Source organism: Vibrio sp. TAP-3B (assembly GCF_057784735.1).
Map to the genome: position 1 here is coordinate 490539 of NZ_CM173496.1, position 19893 is coordinate 510431.

13 protein-coding genes are annotated in these 19893 nt (G+C 45.1%); 11 read left to right on the top strand and 2 right to left on the bottom strand.

Annotated features, from left to right (window positions below; translation table 11 throughout):
- Positions 1 to 12: 12 nt before the first annotated feature.
- The 3 genes from AC3D28_RS16740 (at position 13) to AC3D28_RS16750 (ending at position 4974) form a co-directional block, all read left to right on the top strand.
- Positions 13 to 2088, top strand: a complete 2076-nt coding sequence (locus tag AC3D28_RS16740; RefSeq protein WP_488536753.1) for an ATP-binding protein — start codon at positions 13 to 15, stop codon at positions 2086 to 2088.
- A 185-nt stretch (positions 2089 to 2273) separates the two neighbouring features.
- Positions 2274 to 3401, top strand: a complete 1128-nt coding sequence (locus tag AC3D28_RS16745) for a conjugal transfer protein TraF (RefSeq protein WP_488536754.1) — start codon at positions 2274 to 2276, stop codon at positions 3399 to 3401.
- A 181-nt stretch (positions 3402 to 3582) separates the two neighbouring features.
- Positions 3583 to 4974, top strand: a complete 1392-nt coding sequence (locus AC3D28_RS16750) for a glycoside hydrolase family 1 protein (protein ID WP_488536755.1) — start codon at positions 3583 to 3585, stop codon at positions 4972 to 4974.
- Positions 4975 to 5058: 84 nt separating this feature from the next.
- Here the strand turns inward: AC3D28_RS16750 and AC3D28_RS16755 are convergent, their stop codons facing one another.
- The gene (locus tag AC3D28_RS16755) at positions 5059 to 7095 is read right to left on the bottom strand and encodes a PhoX family protein (RefSeq protein ID WP_488536756.1); all 2037 of its coding nucleotides are present in this window, start codon (positions 7093 to 7095) and stop codon (positions 5059 to 5061) included.
- A 275-nt stretch (positions 7096 to 7370) separates the two neighbouring features.
- Here AC3D28_RS16755 and AC3D28_RS16760 point away from each other — a divergent pair, with 275 nt between their 5' ends.
- From AC3D28_RS16760 to AC3D28_RS16775, 4 genes are all read left to right on the top strand, one after another.
- Positions 7371 to 7709, top strand: a complete 339-nt coding sequence (locus tag AC3D28_RS16760) for a YggL 50S ribosome-binding family protein (protein WP_488536757.1) — start codon at positions 7371 to 7373, stop codon at positions 7707 to 7709.
- 1320 nt (positions 7710 to 9029) lie between these two features.
- Positions 9030 to 9932, top strand: a complete 903-nt coding sequence (locus AC3D28_RS16765) for a LysR family transcriptional regulator (RefSeq protein WP_488536758.1) — start codon at positions 9030 to 9032, stop codon at positions 9930 to 9932.
- A 502-nt stretch (positions 9933 to 10434) separates the two neighbouring features.
- A complete protein-coding gene (gene rimK / locus AC3D28_RS16770; protein WP_488536759.1) occupies positions 10435 to 11340 on the top strand; it encodes a 30S ribosomal protein S6--L-glutamate ligase in 906 nt (301 codons plus the stop codon).
- 57 nt (positions 11341 to 11397) lie between these two features.
- Positions 11398 to 11826, top strand: a complete 429-nt coding sequence (locus AC3D28_RS16775; RefSeq protein WP_098414308.1) for an ATP-dependent zinc protease family protein — start codon at positions 11398 to 11400, stop codon at positions 11824 to 11826.
- Between the two features lie 57 nt (positions 11827 to 11883).
- Here AC3D28_RS16775 and AC3D28_RS16780 read toward each other — a convergent pair whose 3' ends face one another.
- The gene (locus AC3D28_RS16780) at positions 11884 to 12633 is read right to left on the bottom strand and encodes an MBL fold metallo-hydrolase (RefSeq protein WP_488536826.1); all 750 of its coding nucleotides are present in this window, start codon (positions 12631 to 12633) and stop codon (positions 11884 to 11886) included.
- Positions 12634 to 12957: 324 nt separating this feature from the next.
- Here AC3D28_RS16780 and speA point away from each other — a divergent pair, with 324 nt between their 5' ends.
- The 4 genes from speA to AC3D28_RS16800 all read left to right on the top strand — a co-directional run bounded on the left by speA (position 12958) and on the right by AC3D28_RS16800 (position 19817).
- The gene (gene speA / locus AC3D28_RS16785) at positions 12958 to 14868 is read left to right on the top strand and encodes an arginine decarboxylase (RefSeq protein WP_488536760.1); all 1911 of its coding nucleotides are present in this window, start codon (positions 12958 to 12960) and stop codon (positions 14866 to 14868) included.
- A gap of 1 nt (position 14869) precedes the next feature.
- Positions 14870 to 15790 carry an agmatinase gene (gene speB / locus AC3D28_RS16790; RefSeq protein WP_488536761.1) on the top strand — a complete coding sequence of 307 codons (921 nt, stop codon included), beginning with the start codon at positions 14870 to 14872 and terminating at the stop codon, positions 15788 to 15790.
- Between the two features lie 420 nt (positions 15791 to 16210).
- Positions 16211 to 17416, top strand: coding sequence for a multidrug efflux MFS transporter EmrD (gene emrD, locus AC3D28_RS16795; protein ID WP_488536762.1), 1206 nt, complete (start codon positions 16211 to 16213; stop codon positions 17414 to 17416).
- Between the two features lie 235 nt (positions 17417 to 17651).
- Positions 17652 to 19817 carry a S9 family peptidase gene (locus AC3D28_RS16800; protein ID WP_488536763.1) on the top strand — a complete coding sequence of 722 codons (2166 nt, stop codon included), beginning with the start codon at positions 17652 to 17654 and terminating at the stop codon, positions 19815 to 19817.
- The last annotated feature ends 76 nt before the right edge of the window (positions 19818 to 19893 follow it).

Sequence of the window (19893 nt, forward strand, 5' to 3'; positions counted from 1 at the left end):
AGCGGAGTCGGTATGCAGCGTAATACAAATAGGAAAACGTGGCTAACAGCCGTGTGCGTTAGTGCGCTGGTGCTATTTTGTTACGGGGTAAGTCGAGAGGTCGCTCACCAATGGTTGAGTGTACAAACTCAACAAGAAGCACAACAAAAGCTCCTCGACTATATCGGTGAAGTGCGCCGTGCATTAAAACGTTTCTACCACCTCCCTTACCTTGTGACCAACAACCCAGAAACCATTGCGTTGGTTAAAGGTCATTTGAACGACTACGAACCGCTCCAAGCACAGTTGACCCAACTTGATAAAGCCGCCAATACAGAGGGCTGGTTAATTCTTTCCACATCCGGCGAGGTCTTGGTATCAAGTTTAATCGACAGGCGCTTCAGTCGTTCTGACCGCCTTGCCATTGTTGAGCAAATTCAACGTCAGGGGGAAGGTGTATCGCTGGTGAATAAAACCAAAGGTTCTAGCCCACTTTACTATTTGTCTGCACCGATTTTTGATGGGCTTGAAATTGCCGGCATTGTTGTCGTTCAAATAAACTTGAGCTTGCTGACTGAACAGACCATCACCAGCACCGACATCATCACGTTACAAAACCGCCACCAACGCTTTTTTCTTTCTAGCAGCGCAAGCTTCAACGCCGACTGGTTTAATGAATCAAGTAACCATGTAAAAGTGGACACTCAAAGGTTTTATGATAATACGGAGATTCATTTCTGGACCCTTGACCAACAACGTTATTTCGCTCACACGGTGACACTGGACGATTTAAACTGGTTTGTGAGTTACCTTATTCCCACCAAGCCTGTCCAACAAACCATAAATATTATTGGATGGAGTATCGCGGCCCTGCTTTTACTCATCATTCTACTGGTCATTATCGGCTTACAACGCCGCCAAAAGCATCTCAACCAGCAACGTATTCAAGCCCTACTGCAAGAGTCACAACGCCGACTTAAACAGATGATCGACAAAACTCACGTTGGGTTACTGTTGATTGATGAACAGGGGCTGCTGTTCGATCTCAACCCAATGGCAAAACGGCTTTTTTGTTTACCCGAGAGCGTGAATCACCACACTTTCGCATGGGAGTTGTTTGATGCAGGTAACTCAAATTCAACCACACTTACTTTGCTTAAAGATCTGCCCAAACATAAAGAGCTTGCTGAAATTAGCACGGCAGAAACCATGGCGAGACGCAGCGATGGCAGCGTATTTCCTGTTTTATTTTCACTCACTAGCTTCCCATGGCATGAAAAACAGTATTTCCTAGCCACCGTCATTGATATCAGTAAACGTAAAAAGGCTGAGTATTCATTACAACTGATTAACCAAGAGTTAGCCCAACGGGTAGAAGAGCGTACCCAAGCATTAAGACAGACTCAAAAGCAGTTGATTGAATCAAGTAAAATGGCAGCATTGGGCAGAATGTCGAGTGCAATAACCCACGAACTGAATCAACCTTTAACAGGCTTACGTACTCTACTTACCACCAATGAGTTACTGGCGGAACGTGGACAAACCGACATGATGAAAGCAAATAACAAGCTAGTTCAAAAGTTGATTGATCGTATGGCAAGCATGACGAGCCAGCTTAAAACCTTTGCCTACAACAAACCGGAAACACTGCACGGATTATCGCTGACCAACGCTTTGGAAGAAACGTTGCGAATCTATCAATCTCAATTAACGGATGTGGATGTTAGAGTACGCATTCCAGATCAATTACCCAACATCATTGGTGAAGAACAAAGATTGCTTCAAGTGTTAGGAAACCTAATTTCTAACGCACTGGATGCAATGAAAAAAACCGAAAATCCACAACTTACCTTCATCGTAAATCCGACCGAACATCAGGTCGAGCTGATCGTTAGCGATAATGGCAGCGGCGTACCAGAAGCGTTGTTGGAGTCCATATTCGAGCCCTTCCAAACCTCAAAGAAAATCGGTGAAGGGCTCGGACTTGGTTTAGCCATCACCGCCAACAATATACGTGATATGGGCGGTAGTATCTCGGCGCATAAAAATAACCCTGATGGTCTCTCATTCAAACTCATCTTCACTTCTGATAAAAAATCCTATCAATAGTCATATCTTCTTAATGAAATACCTTCATAAGATAATTGATAAGGCAGTCCAAACAATGAGACAATTTACATATATTGCATATGTAAACCTGCGTATTCCGCCTAATACAAATAAAAATGCAATGGTAAAAAGGCTCTATTCAGTTGCTTCGGCAACAAAAAATATAAAATAACAATGGAAACGTTATGAAAAAAATCGCTTTTGCAGTGGCCAATCTACTAACCGTACTTTCAACCCCATCAATTGCAGCACCCTACGTCGCTGATGCTCGTAGCCATGCTATGGGCAATACTGGCGTGGTGTCGGCAGACTACCTGACCGCACCACTTCACAACCCAGCCCTTGGTGCGCTGTACCGTGAGGAAGATGATGTCGGGCTCCTTTTGCCGTCCTTTGGTGTGAACGCCAATGATAAAGACGAGGCGCTTACCACAGTCGAAGACGCCCAAGACCTTTATGATCGCTTCAACGGCATGCCTAATGCCACCGATGAGGCGGAAATGTCCCGTTTACTGGATGAACTCAATGGCAGCGCCCCCGTAGCCATCAATGGCGGTTTGGGGTTAGCCATCGCCATTCCAACTCGCCATGTATCGGTAAACGTCTTCGGCACGGGTTATGTGGAAGTGATTGCTGCACCGGACATTGCTGATTCAGGAACAGTAGAACAACGCTACCTAAATTCAAACGTTGAACTGGTTGCATTTGGTTCGGCTGAGTATGGCATTTCATTTGCGCGTAACGTTGAGCTAGGTGGTCAAAACTTTGCTTTTGGTCTTTCTCCTAAGTACCAACAACTTATGACCTATTCTCAGCGTACGTCTCTTGATGATTTTGATATCGATGATTACGACCAAAGTGAAGTATCGAAGAGTGCTTTCAATATGGATTTGGGCATGGCTTGGCACAAAAATGCCTTCCGTGCAGGCTTAACTATTAAAGACGTATTTAAACAAGAGATCGATACAGAACTTGGCGGATACACATACGAACTCTCCCCGCAAGCCACTGTCGGTTTTGGTTATGTCGGTGACTATATTTCATTCAGTCTTGATGCTGACCTAACGAAACAAAAACGCTTCAAGGCATTGGCGGATGATACTCAATTTGTCCGAGTTGGTATCGAGGGCAATGCTTGGGGGTGGGCTCAGCTCCGTGCAGGCTATGAAATGGATCTAGAAGATACTCTCGATAACTCAATTACAGCGGGCATCGGTATCAGCCCATTTGATGTTATCAGCCTAGACATCGCTGGTTCTTACGCTGGCGAAAACCAACTAGGCGCAGCGGCAAACCTCGCGTTTACTTTCTAAAGACCTTATCCAGTCCTGTTTTTTGCAGGGCTGGATATTTTTCTGCCCTGCTTAAAGCCACACCAGTTACATTGCCTATTTCCACCGTTTCAGAAAAATACGATCTCGCTACAAGCATCAAGTTCTCACCTACACTATTCTCACACTAGCAAATCCAACATAACGACAAAGAGTGAGAAACATGATTAAGTTTCCCGATAACTTCCTTTGGGGTGGTGCTATTGCTGCCAACCAAGTAGAAGGGTCATACAACCTTGGGGGTAAAGGCCTATCGACATCCGACATGCTGCCAAACGGTATTCTGAGCCCTCATCAAACTCGTGGAGAACGCACCCCGGGCATTAAAGATCTTGCGATTGATTTCTATCATCGTTATCCAGAAGACATCGCGTTATTTAAAGAGATGGGGTTTACCTGTTTGCGTCTTTCTATCGCTTGGACAAGAATTTTTCCAAACGGTGATGAACTGGAGCCCAACGAAGAAGGGCTCGCCTTTTACGACAAGATCTTTGATGAGCTTACCAAACACAACATGCAACCGTTTGTGACACTGTCTCATTACGAAATGCCTTATGCATTGGTAGAAAACTACGGCGGTTGGGGCGATCGACGTGTGATCGAGTGCTTTGAGCGTTATGCGCAAACGGTTCTAGAGCGCTACAAACACAAAGTAAAACTGTGGCTAACGTTTAACGAAATCAACATGTCACTGCACGCACCCTTTACCGGCGTGGGATTACAAGAAGATGCCAGTGAACAAGAGATTTACCAAGCAATTCACCACCAACTCGTCGCCAACGCAAAAGCGGTAAAATTGTGCCAACAAATCGTACCAAACGGAAAAGTGGGCAACATGCTACTTGGTGCCATTAACTACCCATACACCTGTAAGCCAGATGACGTACTCGCGGCGATGCACGAAAACAACAAATGGCTTTTCTTTGGTGATGTGCAAACTCGCGGACAATACCCTGGTTATATGAAGCGTTACTTCCGCGAGAACGGCATTGAGATCCACATGGAAAAAGGTGATTTAGAAGAGATCGCTTCGGCCAGTGTCGATTTTATTTCCTTCAGTTATTACGCCAGTGGCTGTGCAAGCGCCGATCCGCAACAAAAAGAAGTGGGCAACATCATCGCTAGCGTACCCAATCCCTACCTTGAGAAGAGCCAGTGGGGTTGGTTGATTGATCCTAAAGGTCTGCGCGTTTTATTAAACTTTCTACACGATCGTTACCAAAAGCCATTATTTATTGTCGAGAATGGCTTAGGCGCTCGTGATGAATTCGATGAAAACGGGGAAATCCAAGACGATTATCGAATCTCATACCTCAATGATCATTTGGTTCAAGCGCACGAGGCGATACTTGATGGCGTGGAATTGATGGGCTTTACCAGCTGGGGCCCCATTGACTTGGTCGCTAACTCAACGGCAGAAATGAGTAAACGCTACGGTTATATTTATGTCGATCGTCATGATGATGGGCAAGGAACGCTAGAGCGTAAGCGCAAGAAGAGCTTCTACTGGTATCAAGATGTCATCCGTACTGCTGGTGGTTCCCTAAAAAGCTAGGCTACATCGAACGCACTTAAACGATCACTAAAAAAGCCCTGCGCACGCAAGGCTTTTTTCTTTCCGAGTAACTTTAGCGCGTAGCTATACCGCGATCTCTCCACCGTCTTCACGGCGAATGACTACCGTTGAAGCTCGTGGGCGCACGATTATACCTGCTGGCGTTTCTTCTGCGGCGTCTTCGCTATATGGCCAGTTACCTGGGTGCTGAATATTCACAAACAATGATTTGTAATCAGGGCTGATAGTAAAGCCTGTGACCTCACAACCATTTGGTCCGACAAAGAAACGTTTAAGCTCAGCTTGGTTATCCACACCAATCACTGCTTGGTCACCATTCTCATCTGTTAGCTTAGAGGGAACAACGGCCAACATTTGATCATTAGTGTAAGACGTGACTTCATCTGCGCCGTTATCGGTCTGAATCCACAAAATGCCACGACCATCAAACGCTAATCCGTCAGGACTCGCAAACTGGTTAAGCGCCGTTAAGCCAGAACGGTTCGTCTTTGCATCACCATTTTCTGGCGAGCCAAAGACAAAGATATCCCAACTAAAGTCGGTTGCCGCCTTCCCTTCATCCCAGCGAATAACATGACCAAACTTGTTGTTCAAACGAGGGTTTGCTGAGTTGGTTGAATCCGTACGACGTGTGTTATTCGTCAGTGTGAGATAAACTGAACCCGTAAACGGATCAACGGTACACCACTCAGGACGATCCATTGGCGTTGCGCCCACTAAGTCGGCAGCGCCCGCTGTATTGATAATAATTTCAGCTAATGAGTTAAAGTGGTCCGCCAATGTACCACCAGACGTCGTGGCACTATCAAGCGTTAATGGTAACCAAGTGCCGGTGCTGTCTTCATTAAAACGAGCAACGTACAACGTGCCTTCATCCATGTACTTATCGCCTGTCGCTAGGCGGTTTTCCGAGTTTGCATCTGCAGGATCCCAAGCTGCCGCAGATTCAAACTTGTATAAATACTCGAAGCGAGAGTCATGACCTGAGTAAAACACCACTGGCTTCCCTTCTTCCAACTGACCGAAAGTACAGCCTTCGTGGCGGAAACGACCAAGCGCGGTACGCTTCTTCGCGCGCGAGTTTTGCGTGTATGGGTCAATTTCTACAATATAGCCATGACCATTTGCTTCATTACGGTAATCATCCATTGCACTTGCGCCTGTTGGAGCCACATTAAAGCGAGAGAACTCATCGAGACGTTCTTCTGCATTTCCTGCAAGCGTTTCCCACAAGTAGCGCGTACTTTGGTCATCGACACCAATGCGATCTTGCTCTTTGGTACGAGCCCCGGCGTTAACAAAGTAGCCCGGCCAATTTTCTTCACAGGTCAGATAAGTTCCCCACGGCGTATGGCCATTCCCACAATTGTTCAATGTACCGCGTGTTTGGCTGCCATCTGGTGAAAAACGAGTGACAGTGAGTGCGGTATGCGCGACCGGACCAGACAAGTCCATCACGGTCGTGCCCGTGTAACGACGGTTCAATGGGTCACTGTCCACCAGCGTCCACAGGTTATCCGCTAGTTGGATCCGCACGACTGAAATACCATGAGCGTTAATCTCTTTACGTACCTCATCGACGACTGTGCGCACGCCATTTTCCACTGTTGGGCCATTTGGATGCAGCGCCGAAGTATCAATGTACTCGTGGTTGATACATAACAAACCATCTGTCGCACTATCGTTTAATGGAAAAAAGTGCATACCGTCATGGTGCATGCCTAGGGCGTTTAGCTGATCAATACTGGTGTTGGTCCCATCGTTTTTCCATGCGTTGCCTTGCGCGTTCAGTGGTGTCCCCCAAGGAACTAATACTTGTGCGGTATAACCTTGCGGAACAGAAACGGCGTCAGTCAATGAGCCTGGGATCGCGTCGAAGTTAAGAACCGCTTTAGATACACCCGAACCATTACTTACTGCACGACCTGAGTTTGACGAGTTACAACCAGCCAACCCGAAAGCACCAAATGCCGTCATAGCACTGATACCTACCCCACCTTTGAGAATACTGCGGCGAGATAAACTCGCTTCTAATACGTATTCAAACGGTTTGTTGTTGCTCGGGTTATAACGCGTTGCGTCAAAGGTTTCCTTGCTCATTTTACTTTCCCAATCTTGAAGTTAATTATTAAATATGTGGTTTATGAACAGTTGAACAACAAGAAGTGTGGAGACGAAAGGTGACAAAAATGCTTAAAAATGATGAACATTGTGTGTCAATCACCTTATATATTTAAGGCGTACTCAAAAAACTCTGTGACAAAACGTTTGATTACATAATAGCCAACTGTATCGCTCTATTCTGATTTTACTTGGGCTAAAGTGTGATAGAAGGTATAAGGTGTACGAAATCAAATCATCTACGAGAGATAATCATGAAATTAGACAAAATCGGTAACAAGAGCCGTCGTATCCGTAAAAAGCTGTTCTTAGGTGAATTCGCAATCCTAGGTTTCGAAATCAGCTGTGAAACAGACATTAAAGACTTCGACCGTTACGATACATTCGTTGATGACTTTATCGATTACATTGACGGTCTTGGCCTATGCTTCGGCGGCGGTGGTCTTGAACTGTTTGAAGGCTTCCTATGCTCAACTGATCGCTACGGCAGCGCAACTGAAGAGCAAAAAGCACAAGTTATCAATTGGTTAGAAGCTCGACCAGAAGTGAAAAGCGCAAAAGCGGGCGATTTGGTTGACGCAAACTACCTGTAATAGCAGTATCATGCTAATGATTGAAAAGGCTGGTCTTCGGACTGGCTTTTTTTATTGGTGGGTTTTGAACAACTTTAAGGATAAATAACAGTTTGAACAACTTTAAGGATAAATAACAGATGGACAAGAGTGGTGTTTTTGAGCTGGCGATTAATGGAATATATATTCCATTGCCAGCTCTGTGCTTTTAAGCGTGGTTAACTATGATTTTTTAGCTGATGCGTCTTTTGTGTCTTTCCAGTATTGGATACGAACACGATGCAACTGAGCTCTTCTAGTCTTTTTCATAGTAAAGTCCCTCATTTTATATAAGTAACGCTCATCTTGGAGCTTATTGTCTAAGGTTGTTTTCCCCTGTAATCTATAAGGGAATTGATTGTTTAACCGTGATTATTTTCACAATATAATGATAAATATCGTTTCATTGCATTCAATTTTTGATCATAAAACCGGATATTATCTTCCTGACACGGTTAACTTACTCACCAGATATGACAGAAAAATGGCAATCAAGTTCCATTGCCTATTTGTCATCGAATCTTAATAAGGATTAACGAGGTGGAATCTAAAGTCTTACCACATTTAACAGACATGTCGCAAGATTTTTTTTCTTGTTAAGACGACTATCTATACGCTATACGAAATAAAATCTTCTCTACGACGGTAGAACCAAACCGAACATCGAAAATATTGTGATCTCACTCAAGAGGCAATATTCTGAGAAAAGTACGAAACTTAATACATCCACCCGCGACTTTGTGCGATATCTCTTACTCAAAATGTAAGCCAATCGAGTGTCTCTCACTGAGAGCAAGACCTAAAAAAATCATAACCATATGAATAAAAACAACTATTCAACGTTGATAAAAAGAAAAATTAAAAATAATCATCAAAATACAATTGAGTCAAATCAACAAAACATCAATACTGAATTTGTCGACAGGATGTTGGCGGGAACAGGGAAAAGCCTAATGGACTAGGTATCTTCAGGAAGAAGATTTGGTAGCTTAGGATGAGTTATCAGCAAGGATGTAATTAAGCTCTAGGATAGAGTTCGCCCATCAGGATGATAGGTAAGCAGGGACACCGCTAGGAAGGCGATGAACAAGGAACTCGGTTAAAGGACTTAACCATAATCAAGGATTGATGCAGGGAGCACCTTTAGTAGCCGGATTGCTGCGAAAGAGAATAAACCCCGTCTGGGCAGCCAGGCGGGGTTTTATTTTTTACTTTGGACACAATTCTTTTTATTCATCAATCTTGGGCGCTTAGATGCTGTGCTATCATTTATGATCTCAACTGCCTAAGTGCTAACGTCTTATGCTTAATCCCGTTTGGTTACATACATTTAAAACACTGATCGAAGTCGGCCATTTCACACAGACGGCAGAAAAACTCTTTATGACCCAGCCGGGCGTCAGCCAGCACATAAAAAAGTTAGAGCAAAGTTGTCAGCACCCGCTTATAAAACGTGAAAATAAAAGTTTTGAACTCACCGAGCAAGGGCGTATCGTCTATGCTTACGCGCTAGAATTAGAAGAACGAGAAAAGAATCTTCTCCAAGAACTGAGTTTTGATGACCCCTTTACTGGCCATTGCAAATTGGCGTGTTCAGGGGCGCTGGCGTTGATGCTATACAGCCCCCTTTTAGAAAAGCAAAAACAGCACCGAGGGTTGTCACTGCACTTAGAAGCCGCGCCAAACCAATCCATTCTCAATGCGATTGCGCAAGGACGTATTGATATTGGCATCGTTACAGACATACCAAACAAGAGCTTGTTTTATAGTGAAAAAATAGGACAAGAGACGCTGTGCTTAGTGCTGCCTCAAAACGATAGAGAGCAACCTATAACGCCAGAACGATTAAAAAGCCGCGGGGTAATCGGACACCCAGATGCTGAACACTACATGACGCTTTTTTTTGACCAATGTGCCGAGCCACAACTGCAAGAAATCAAGATGAGCGATATACCTCTGACTGGCTACGTAAATCAATTAAGCCAGATATTGCTCCCCGTGAGTAAAGGCCTCGGTTTTACGGTGCTGCCTCAGAGTGCGGTTGACAACTTTCCCCAACGAGAGGCGCTGCATGTGGTAGAGCTTAAACAATCCGTGACAGAAGAGTTATTTTTAGTCCGAAAGCGCAGCCGTACTTTGCCCCGCCGCTATCAAACCATCAAAGAAGTATTATTGAACGTGATCACACAAGACAAACACGCCTAGCTATCATCTAAGTCACTGCATCAAGGTTGTCTGTAGTCACTCTGCCTCGCTTTCAGAATGTTCAATGACTCAATATGCCGAACCTAGGACGTTTTCACCCATTTAAATTAAAAAAGTAATCCGCTATTTTTAGGTAGTGTGAGACAGAAATCGGGGGTAATGGCTCACTCCCATAAGAAGTATCGGAGCCTCACCCAGAGGTCCTTTCTACACAAGCGCAACCGTCATGGATTTTTATCTCTCCTTTATCTACCGACTCTGACGATCTCCGCCTATCCGGCGCAATCAATCGACAAACTTTTTTTGTCGTAACGACGAGTTTTTTTCGTTTTCATCTCATAAGAAAAAAACCTAAGGTGCGCACCTCTGGCGAAGTGGTTGTCCAACCACACTTCTAATTCGTTGAAGTAAGTAGGTAATATCACATAAAAATCACTCACCTACTGTATTCTATACTCTATACTTGTACTTTAATTTGGTACTCACTGACTAAGGAATTTCCATGCGCATTGCTATTCTCTCTCGTAATGAGAATTTATATTCAACCATGCGTCTCAAGCAGGCGGGTGAAGAACGAGGACATCAAGTCGATGTCATCGACACTCTGCACTGTTACATGGACATTACGAGTAACAACCCTAAGATCCGCTACAAGGGTAAAGAGTTACCACAATACGACGCAGTGATTCCTCGTATTGGCGCGTCCATTACTTTCTACGGTGCCGCGGTTGTGCGCCAGTTTGAAATGATGGGCACGTTTTGCGTCAATGAATCTGTCGCGATCAGTCGCTCTCGTGATAAATTGCGCTCACTGCAGTTGTTGTCACGTAAAGGCGTTGGACTACCTCGCACGGGCTTTGCTCGTCATCCTGATAACATCCAAGACGTGATCAAAAACGTTGGTGGAGCTCCGCTGGTTATTAAGTTGCTAGAAGGCACCCAAGGCATCGGTGTGGTGCTTGCAGAAACGAACAAAGCCGCAGAAAGCGTTATTGAGGCATTTATGGGCTTAAAAGCCAACATCATGGTGCAAGAGTTTATCGAAGAAGCCAAAGGCGCTGATATTCGCTGTTTCGTGGTTGGTAGTAAAGTCATCGCAGCAATGAAACGTCAAGCAAGAGAAGGCGAGTTTCGCTCTAACCTTCATCGCGGCGGCTCTGCACAATTAGTGAGACTCAGCAAAGATGAGCGCGCAACGGCGGTTAATGCAGCAAAAGTCATGGGGTTAAACCTGTGTGGTGTCGACATCCTACAATCTAAAAACGGCCCCGTGGTAATGGAAGTGAATTCATCACCAGGCCTTGAAGGCATTGAAATAGCAACAAAAAGAGATGTCGCTGGAATGATTTTCGACTTTATCGAGAAGAACGCGAAACCAAATGCAAACCGTACCCGTGGTAAAGGTTAATAATTAGTGATGGCTACTTCTATAGGTTCTCTTATCACTCGTCGCTAGGATGACACTATGAATCTGAAAATGATCATTGGGAACGCCGAGGCTATTTGCTTGCCAGAGTTAGGGATTACTCATCTAGAAGCGCGTATTGATACTGGTGCACAAACATCTTCTCTGCACGTAGATAACTTGGAGTGCTTTGAGAAAGACGGTCAATCATATGTAGAGTTTGATCTACACCCAGACGTTTATCATTTAGAGCAAGTCGTTCGCTGCACTGCAAAATTAAAAGCAAACCGTAAGGTGAAGTCTTCAAATGGTACTTTTGAGCACCGCTGTGTGATCACAACAACACTGCGCATGGGCACTCAAGAATGGCCCATTGATATTACCCTAACTAACCGCGAAAAAATGACTTACATGATGTTGTTAGGTCGTCAGGCTATGGCGGACAAAGTGTTGGTTGACCCAAGTCAGTCTCACTTATTGGCTTCCTAAGCTTCATAACCTCAGATGAGCGAACTTCATGTGCGCTCATCTGGCTTTCTCATTACTTTATTTATTCACTTCTGCGCCGCTTTCTTTTTTGTTCCTCAGTGAACTTATTAGTCCCTTGAGTTTTATCTTTATCACTCGCCAATGCGTAATAGGTCTTATAGGTGCCGTATCAAGAAGGTGCTGATAAGCCGCTTCGTCTAATTTCACTTCTCCCCCATGTGCAGCCAACAAGCAAATGGGGCTCATTTCAAAAACTCGCTTGATTGAGTTGCGATATTGGTTGGGATGGAAAATCGGAAATGGGGCAATTAAGTGTTTTTTCACTTGCACCACTAAATCGGCGATATACAACACATCTTGCTCGGGATGATAAATCGATAAATCTCTATCGGTGTGTCCCGGCGTTTCCAGCACTAACCAATCGTTGAAACCGGGGATCGGCTCTCCATCCATCAACTCAACATCAGGCTGGAGTTTACGTGAATACCACAAGTTACGAGTCGGTTTTCGCATCCTATTCGCCATCCAACGTGCCAACATCAAATCGGTCAGATGCATTAACCAACCATCAATACCACAGTACCAATGTTCGTCTCTTTTCGCTGCCAACACTTTACAGCCTGTTAGATCACGTAACTTATGTGCCGCTCCTGCATGATCAGGATGCATATGAGTGACCACGACCATTTTGAGGTCAGTAAAAGGGCGATTAAGCTGATGCTCGATAAAGTCTTTGAGGTGGGGGATGTCCGCTCGACTCGCGCCATCAAGCAACATCAATTTATCTGGATACTCAGCGAGATACATGGTTTGTATGTATCCCTGAAGTCGGTGCAGCTGCAAAATATTCCCTTTTCTAAAATGCTGTTGTCAATGACCACTCCCTTACTGGCCAGACCAACTATAACAGTAGAATGGACACAGTGTTAAATAAATGTGTACACCGCACCTCAATAACTATTCTTAGTCGAAACCACAAATCTTAATCATTAGACTCGTGTAATATTTTAGCGGTTAATGCGCGCACACGGAGTCCGTGTCAGGGCATGAGGTTTACACCTCATTATTTGCTTTTTTGTACTTTTCCTCCTATTTAATTAAGGACTTAAGTACATTTTTGTGAGAATCGAGTTGGAAAAAGCAACCAAATTAGACCGCATTCGCGCGGACTACAACGTTCACTACTGGAGTCAAGGCTTCTACGGAATTGATGACCAAGGCGAGGTGTATGTTTCTCCTCGTAGTGATCGTTCACACCAAATCCCGTTCAGTGCCATTGTTAATGAGCTAGAAGCGAAACAGTTAAACCTGCCAGTGTTAGTTCGCTTTCCGCAGATCGTGCATCAACGTGTGCATGGAATTTGCCAAGCGTTCAATCAAGCCATTGAAGAATACCAATATCCAAACCAGTACCTGTTGGTGTACCCAATTAAAGTCAACCAACAGCGTGAAGTGGTGGATGAAATACTCGCAAGCCAAGGGCAGCTAGAAACCAAACAACTTGGTCTTGAAGCGGGCAGTAAACCAGAGTTATTGGCCGTCTTAGCGCTGGCTCAACAAGGCAGTTCTGTCATTGTATGCAACGGTTATAAAGACCGTGAATATGTTCGTCTCGCCCTAATTGGTGAAAAGCTAGGCCATACCGTGTTTATCGTACTAGAAAAGCTCACTGAACTTGATCTGGTATTGGAAGAGGCAAAAAGCTTAGGTGTCACTCCACGTCTTGGTTTGCGTATTCGCCTCGCCTCTCAAGGCTCTGGAAAATGGCAAGCAAGTGGCGGTGAGAAGTCGAAATTTGGTTTGTCAGCATCGCAAGTGTTAAGCGTGATTGAACGCCTAAAACATGAAGGCAACTTAGACTCGATGCAATTGGTGCACTTTCACCTCGGTTCACAGATGGCAAACATCCGTGACGTTCGCAATGGTGTCAACGAATCGGCGCGTTTCTACTGTGAACTTCGGGCTCTGGGCGCAAGCATCGACTACTTCGATGTAGGGGGCGGTTTAGCGGTGGACTACGATGGTACTCGCAGCCAATCTTCGAATTCAATGAATTACGGCCTTGTTGAATACGCACACAATATCGTTAACACGGTAGGCGACGTGTGTCAGCAATACGAACAACCAATGCCTGTGATTATTTCTGAGTCCGGCCGTTCTTTGACAGCCCATCACGCAGTGTTAATTTCTAACGTGATTGGTATTGAAACGTACCAGCCAGAAGAAGTGCATGCGCTCGCTGAAGATTCTCCACTGTTGCTACAAAACATGTGGCGGAATTGGGAGAACTTGCAAAATGGTACCGATGCTCGTGCGTTAATTGAAATCTACAACGACACTCAAAGTGATTTGGCAGAGGTACACTCACAGTTTGCAACTGGCGTACTTAACTTAGTGCAACGTGCGTGGGCAGAACAGCTGTCACTGCGTATTTACTTCGATCTAAGCCGCAAGATGAGCACCAAAAATCGTTTCCATCGCCCTATTCTGGACGAATTGAGCGAACGTCTGGCCGACAAGTTCTTTGTAAACTTCTCTCTCTTCCAGTCGCTGCCAGATGCTTGGGGGATTGACCAAGTATTTCCGGTTCTACCACTTTCTGGGCTTGGTGATACAGAAGAGCGTCGTGCGGTGATGTTGGACATCACATGTGACTCAGACGGTGCGATCGACCATTACGTTGATGGTCAAGGCATTGAGAGCACGCTACCTGTCCCGGCTTGGAGCAAAGACAAGCCATACCTAATGGGCTTTTTCCTCGTAGGCGCCTATCAAGAGATCCTAGGCGACATGCACAATCTATTTGGTGATACCCACAGTGCTGTGGTCAATGTGGACGAAGACGGTCAATTTGAGATCAGCTACATCAATGAAGGGGATAGTGTCGAAGACATGATGCGCTACGTTCATATCGACGTGGACGCGATTCGTGATAATTACAAAGAGTTGGTTCTTGAACGAGTGGAAGCCAGCGAACAAGCGCAAATCCTAGCAGAATTAGAACAAGGCCTAGCCGGTTACACCTATTTAGAGGGCTTCTGATATGAATGATCTGTTTACTAAAACCGATTCTTCACTTTACTCCAACTCAATGTCGTTTTTACGTCTACCGTACATCAAGAATCCTGTATTGGCAGACGCAGACGTTGTGGTGCTCGGTGTTCCTCTGGATATGGCAACATCCGGTCGTCCAGGCGCGCGTATGGGTCCAGATGCTATTCGCCGTGCTTCCGTTAACTTGGCTTGGGAAGGTAAAAAGTTCCCTTGGGACTTCAATGTCTTTGACAGATTGAACGTGATCGATGCGGGTGACTTGGTCTTCGATTGTGGTGATGCGGAAGACTTTACTTATCGCCTAGAAGCGGCAACCAGTGAAATTCTAAAGAGCGGTAAAATTCTGCTAGGCTTGGGTGGTGACCATTTCATCACACTGCCTATTCTGCGAGCATACGCTAAGCACCACGGTCAAATGGCACTGATTCACTTCGATGCTCACACCGATACTTATGCGAATGGCAGCTCATACGATCACGGTACGATGTTCTACCATGCCCCCAAAGAAGGTTTGATTTCAGCAAAGCATTCGATTCAAATCGGTATTCGTACCGAATATAAACAGCAAGACCACGGCTTCAATGTGATTAATGCCATGCAAGCCAACGACATGTCGGTGAACGAAATTTTGCAAGAGATCCGTCACACTGTCGCGGATAAACCAGTATATGTCACTTTTGACATCGACTGCTTAGACCCAGCATTCGCACCGGGAACCGGTACGCCAGTCTGTGGTGGCTTGAACTCAGATAAAGCGCTGAAGATCATCCGTGGCTTAACTGGTATGAATATCGTGGGAATGGATGTTGTCGAAGTATCACCTCCCTACGACCACAGCGATGTCACCGCACTGGCTGGCGCAACCATCGCGTTAGAGATGCTGTACGCATACGCATCCGGCCGTGAATAACATCCTTATTGCTCATCCTCATTGCTAAGGGAGCGTCGGCTCCCTTTTCCTTTTTTACTTCTGTTTCAGCCTTTTCTTTATCAAAACCGCCTCGTTATCACGCTAGTAACAAACCGTTTCAAGCATTAATTTTTATCATTAGAATTCATTCACTAGAGGGAAACTACCCTCGTCTAATACGATAACTTCTACTGAATTTGAAGCATAAAACCCTCCATATGCCAGCCCTAAATTTGGATTAGTTTTTCTAATTAAAATCATAGATTTTTATCTTGCTCAACTTCACACTTTTCGATTGCTAATTGTACACGCAAACACTACTATCTCGCGCAAACGACCCCGTAAAATCAGAACTCATCTGGCATTCAACATAGAGCGCCACGGTTTTTTACGTCTTATATTTTTTGGAGAGATACGCTAATGTCTGCTTCACTTCCATTAGTCAAATTTACCTTTTTAATCGCAATATTGACCGCCGTGGGTCAAATGACCCAAACCATGTACGTGCCTTCAATCGGTCATATGGCGGGTGAGTTTTTGGTATCTGCGTCATCACTTCAAGCCGTGATGGCATGCTATCTGATCCCATACGGCTTATCGCAATTCGCCTACGGCACGTTGTCGGATCGTTTTGGTCGTAAACCGATCATCATTGCGGGCCTGCTTATCTACATCGTAGGTACGTTGGTGGCGCTGTTTGCACATCAATTTGAGTGGTTCTTGATCGGTAGCTTTATTCAAGGTCTCGGTATTGGCTGTGGTGGGGCGATGTCACGTACCTTAACTCGCGATTGCTTTGAAGGTGCTGAGTTACACCGTGCAAACAGCTTGATCAGCATGTGTGTGATTTTTTCACCACTGATGGCTCCAGTCCTTGGTGGGTATTTAACCGAAGCGTTCGGCTGGCGCTCTAGCTATCTATTCTTAGCGCTATTTGGTATTGCGGTTGTGATTACAATGATGACAAGCATGATGGAGACACTGCCGAAAGAGAAACGCAAGTTTGAACCAGTCGCAAAAAGCTACAAACACGTCTTGTCTGATCGCCGCTTCCAAGGCTTTTTGATTTGCCTCGTCGCAACCTTCGCTGGCGTAGGCGTATTCGAGGCTGCGGCGGGGGTGCTACTAGGTGGCGTATTGGCGCTGCCAGCAACGACGGTTAGCTTGCTGTTTATTTTGCCAATTCCGGGATACTTAATCGGTGCGGGTTTATCAAGTTACCTCGCGCAACGTCGTTCTGAACGCCGCGCATTAAATGTCGGCTTAGTGTCGATTTTTGTCGGCTCGGCGATTGTACTGATCCCTGGCTTATTTGGTTTAACAACCGCACTAACATTAGTCGGTGGAGCAACAATTTACTTCTTAGGGGCAGGCATTCTGTTCCCTGCGGCAACCACAGGTGCCATCGCACCATTCCCTTACCATGCAGGTACCGCTGGTGCGACGCTTGGCGGCATGCAGAACTTAGGGGCAGGCATTGTGACGTTACTTGCGTCGTTATTTCCGGCGCAGAACCAAATGCCACTTGGTGTTCTGATGATGGTCATGTCGATTATTGCGATGCTCGGCCTAATGTGGGTGAACCGCGCACACGATCACTCCAACGAAGTACCGCAAGTTATTTAATTCATACCAAAGGGACGCGCGGCAAGTGTGTCCCTTTTCTATACCATGTGGAAACGCAAAGCTATTTAGCAACACTTTAACCCTGCATCTTGAGATTATTTGGCTATACACAACCATCATCCGATATAAACTACGTGACAGAAAGCATACTTACGTACCTTCACTTACAATAATCAATGGACGATGGTACTTAGATGGCACTTAAATGAGAAAGGTACAAAATAAGGATATATAGATGCGTTTTATTCTCACTACGTTGGTCGTATCGGTCGCACTTATCGCCGGATGCAGCAATCAAGGAATTCCAACCATGAATCAATACTCCAAATCACAGCTTGTTGCTCAAAAAACTCAAGCGCCTGTTGCAAAAAAAGTCCCACACGCAATGACCATTCATGGTGACACCCGTGTTGACAACTATTACTGGATGCGCGATGACAAACGACAAGACCCAGAAGTCTTGCAACACCTAGAACAAGAAAATCAGTATGCAGAAACCGTTCTTAAACATACTGAAACACTTCAGCAGCAACTATTTGAAGAGATTAAAGGGCGTATCGCAAAAGACGATAACTCCGTTCCGGTTCGCAAAGGCAATTACTTCTACTCAAGTGAAGTCTCTGGAGACAATGAGTATGAAGTCCACCTGCGAGCGAAGGATTTTTCAGGGACGGATAAAACGGTGATTTTGGATGTCAATAAACTGGCTAAAGAACATGAGTTCTTCAGCATTGGCGGTTTATACGTGAGTCCAAATGAAAACTTGCTCGCTTACGGAGAAGACACGCTAAGCCGCCGTGTCTACACCATTAAGATCAAAGATTTGCTCACCGGTGATTATCTAGACGACGAAATTGAAGGCGCATCCAGTGCCATCGCATGGCAAAACGATAACCAAGCTTTCTACTACATCAAAAAAGATCCGCAAACCTTGTTGGGTTACCAAGTTTATCGCCATGTGTTAGGAACAGCGCAAACCAGCGATGAACTGATTTATGAAGAACCCAACAGTGCGTACTACACCTCTCTGAGTACCAGCAAAGATGGAAAAGAGATTTACATTTGGCACTCCAGCACAGAAACCAGCGGCGTTTCTATCATTGATGCCAATAACCCAAAAGCCACAGCTCAACCCTTTTACCCGCGTGAAGAAGGCATCGAGTACAGCGTCGACAAATTGGGGGATTGGTACTACGTGTATACCAATTACCAAGCGGTGAACTTTCGCCTGATGAAAGTACATAAAAATGAGATGCATGATCGTACTAAATGGCAAGATGTCATTGCCGCAGACGATAACTCTCAACTTGTCGACTTTGAACTGTTCACCGATCACCTCGTTTACGAACAACGCACTCACGGTTTGTCTACGATGACGGTTCGCCAACTTTCAACGGGCAAAGAGTTCCCTCTAGTATTTAACGACAACGCATTTGCGGCTTATCTGACTGGCAACTTGGAACTGGATAATACTCACGTTCGCATTTACTACAGCAGCTTAACCACGCCTGGTACTTACTATGATTTCGATTTAAACACAGGCGAATCAGAAATCATGAAGCAAACACCAGTACTCGGTGATTTTAATCCTGACAATTACCAATCAGAACGCATTATGATCACAGCCCGTGACGGTAAAGAAGTGCCCGTTTCTTTGGTGTATCGTAAAGACTTGTTTAAGAAAGACGGCACAAACCCAATCTATCAATATGGTTATGGATCTTACGGGGCTACCATAGAACCGACTTTCCACTCCACCCGCTTGAGCCTGTTAGATCGCGGCTTTGTTTATGCGATCGCTCATATTCGTGGTTCTGAAATGTTGGGGCGCCCTTGGTATGACGATGGTAAAAAACTCACCAAACAAAATACCTTCAACGACTTTATTGACGTAACCAAAGGTCTCGTAGAGCAAGGATATGGGGCGAAAGATAAAGTGTTTGCCGTCGGTGGTTCCGCAGGTGGTTTATTAATGGGTGCCGTCATTAACCAAGCGCCAGAGTTGTACCGCGGTGTGGCTGCGCATGTTCCGTTTGTTGATGTGATCACGACGATGTTGGATGAGTCCATTCCACTGACCACCAATGAGTACGACGAATGGGGAAATCCAAATAATAAAACATATTATGACTATATGTTGAGTTACTCGCCTTACGACAACGTTAAAGCGCAAGACTATCCAAACATGCTGGTCACCACTGGCTTGCATGATTCTCAGGTACAATACTTTGAGCCGATGAAGTGGATCGCGAAGCTACGTGAAATGAAAACAGATAGTAATGTGCTGCTCTTTAAGACCGATATGGAAGCGGGACACGGCGGCGCGTCAGGTCGCTTCAAACGCTTAAAAGAAGATGCGCTTGAATACGCTTTCTTCTTAGACTTGTTAGAAACCGAGTAAACGTCACCTCGAACTAGCGTGACTTTTGCCTAGGTTATTAGAGCCTAGAGACAAACCGCAGAAAGAGCATTAACAC

Bases quoted from the DNA above. Each gene is read 5' to 3' on its own strand.
- AC3D28_RS16780 (WP_488536826.1), bottom strand. From the start codon at position 12,633: ATGTATCTCGCTGAGTATCCAGATAAATTGATGTTGCTTGATGGCGCG.
- AC3D28_RS16760 (WP_488536757.1), top strand. From the start codon at position 7,371: ATGAAATTAGACAAAATCGGTAACAAGAGCCGTCGTATCCGTAAAAAG.
- rimK (WP_488536759.1), top strand. From the start codon at position 10,435: ATGCGCATTGCTATTCTCTCTCGTAATGAGAATTTATATTCAACCATG.
- AC3D28_RS16800 (WP_488536763.1), top strand. From the start codon at position 17,652: ATGCGTTTTATTCTCACTACGTTGGTCGTATCGGTCGCACTTATCGCC.
- speB (WP_488536761.1), top strand. From the start codon at position 14,870: ATGAATGATCTGTTTACTAAAACCGATTCTTCACTTTACTCCAACTCA.
- AC3D28_RS16740 (WP_488536753.1), top strand. From the start codon at position 13: ATGCAGCGTAATACAAATAGGAAAACGTGGCTAACAGCCGTGTGCGTT.
- AC3D28_RS16755 (WP_488536756.1), bottom strand. From the start codon at position 7,095: ATGAGCAAGGAAACCTTTGACGCAACGCGTTATAACCCGAGCAACAAC.
- AC3D28_RS16750 (WP_488536755.1), top strand. From the start codon at position 3,583: ATGATTAAGTTTCCCGATAACTTCCTTTGGGGTGGTGCTATTGCTGCC.
- AC3D28_RS16775 (WP_098414308.1), top strand. From the start codon at position 11,398: ATGAATCTGAAAATGATCATTGGGAACGCCGAGGCTATTTGCTTGCCA.
- emrD (WP_488536762.1), top strand. From the start codon at position 16,211: ATGTCTGCTTCACTTCCATTAGTCAAATTTACCTTTTTAATCGCAATA.
- AC3D28_RS16765 (WP_488536758.1), top strand. From the start codon at position 9,030: ATGCTTAATCCCGTTTGGTTACATACATTTAAAACACTGATCGAAGTC.
- AC3D28_RS16745 (WP_488536754.1), top strand. From the start codon at position 2,274: ATGAAAAAAATCGCTTTTGCAGTGGCCAATCTACTAACCGTACTTTCA.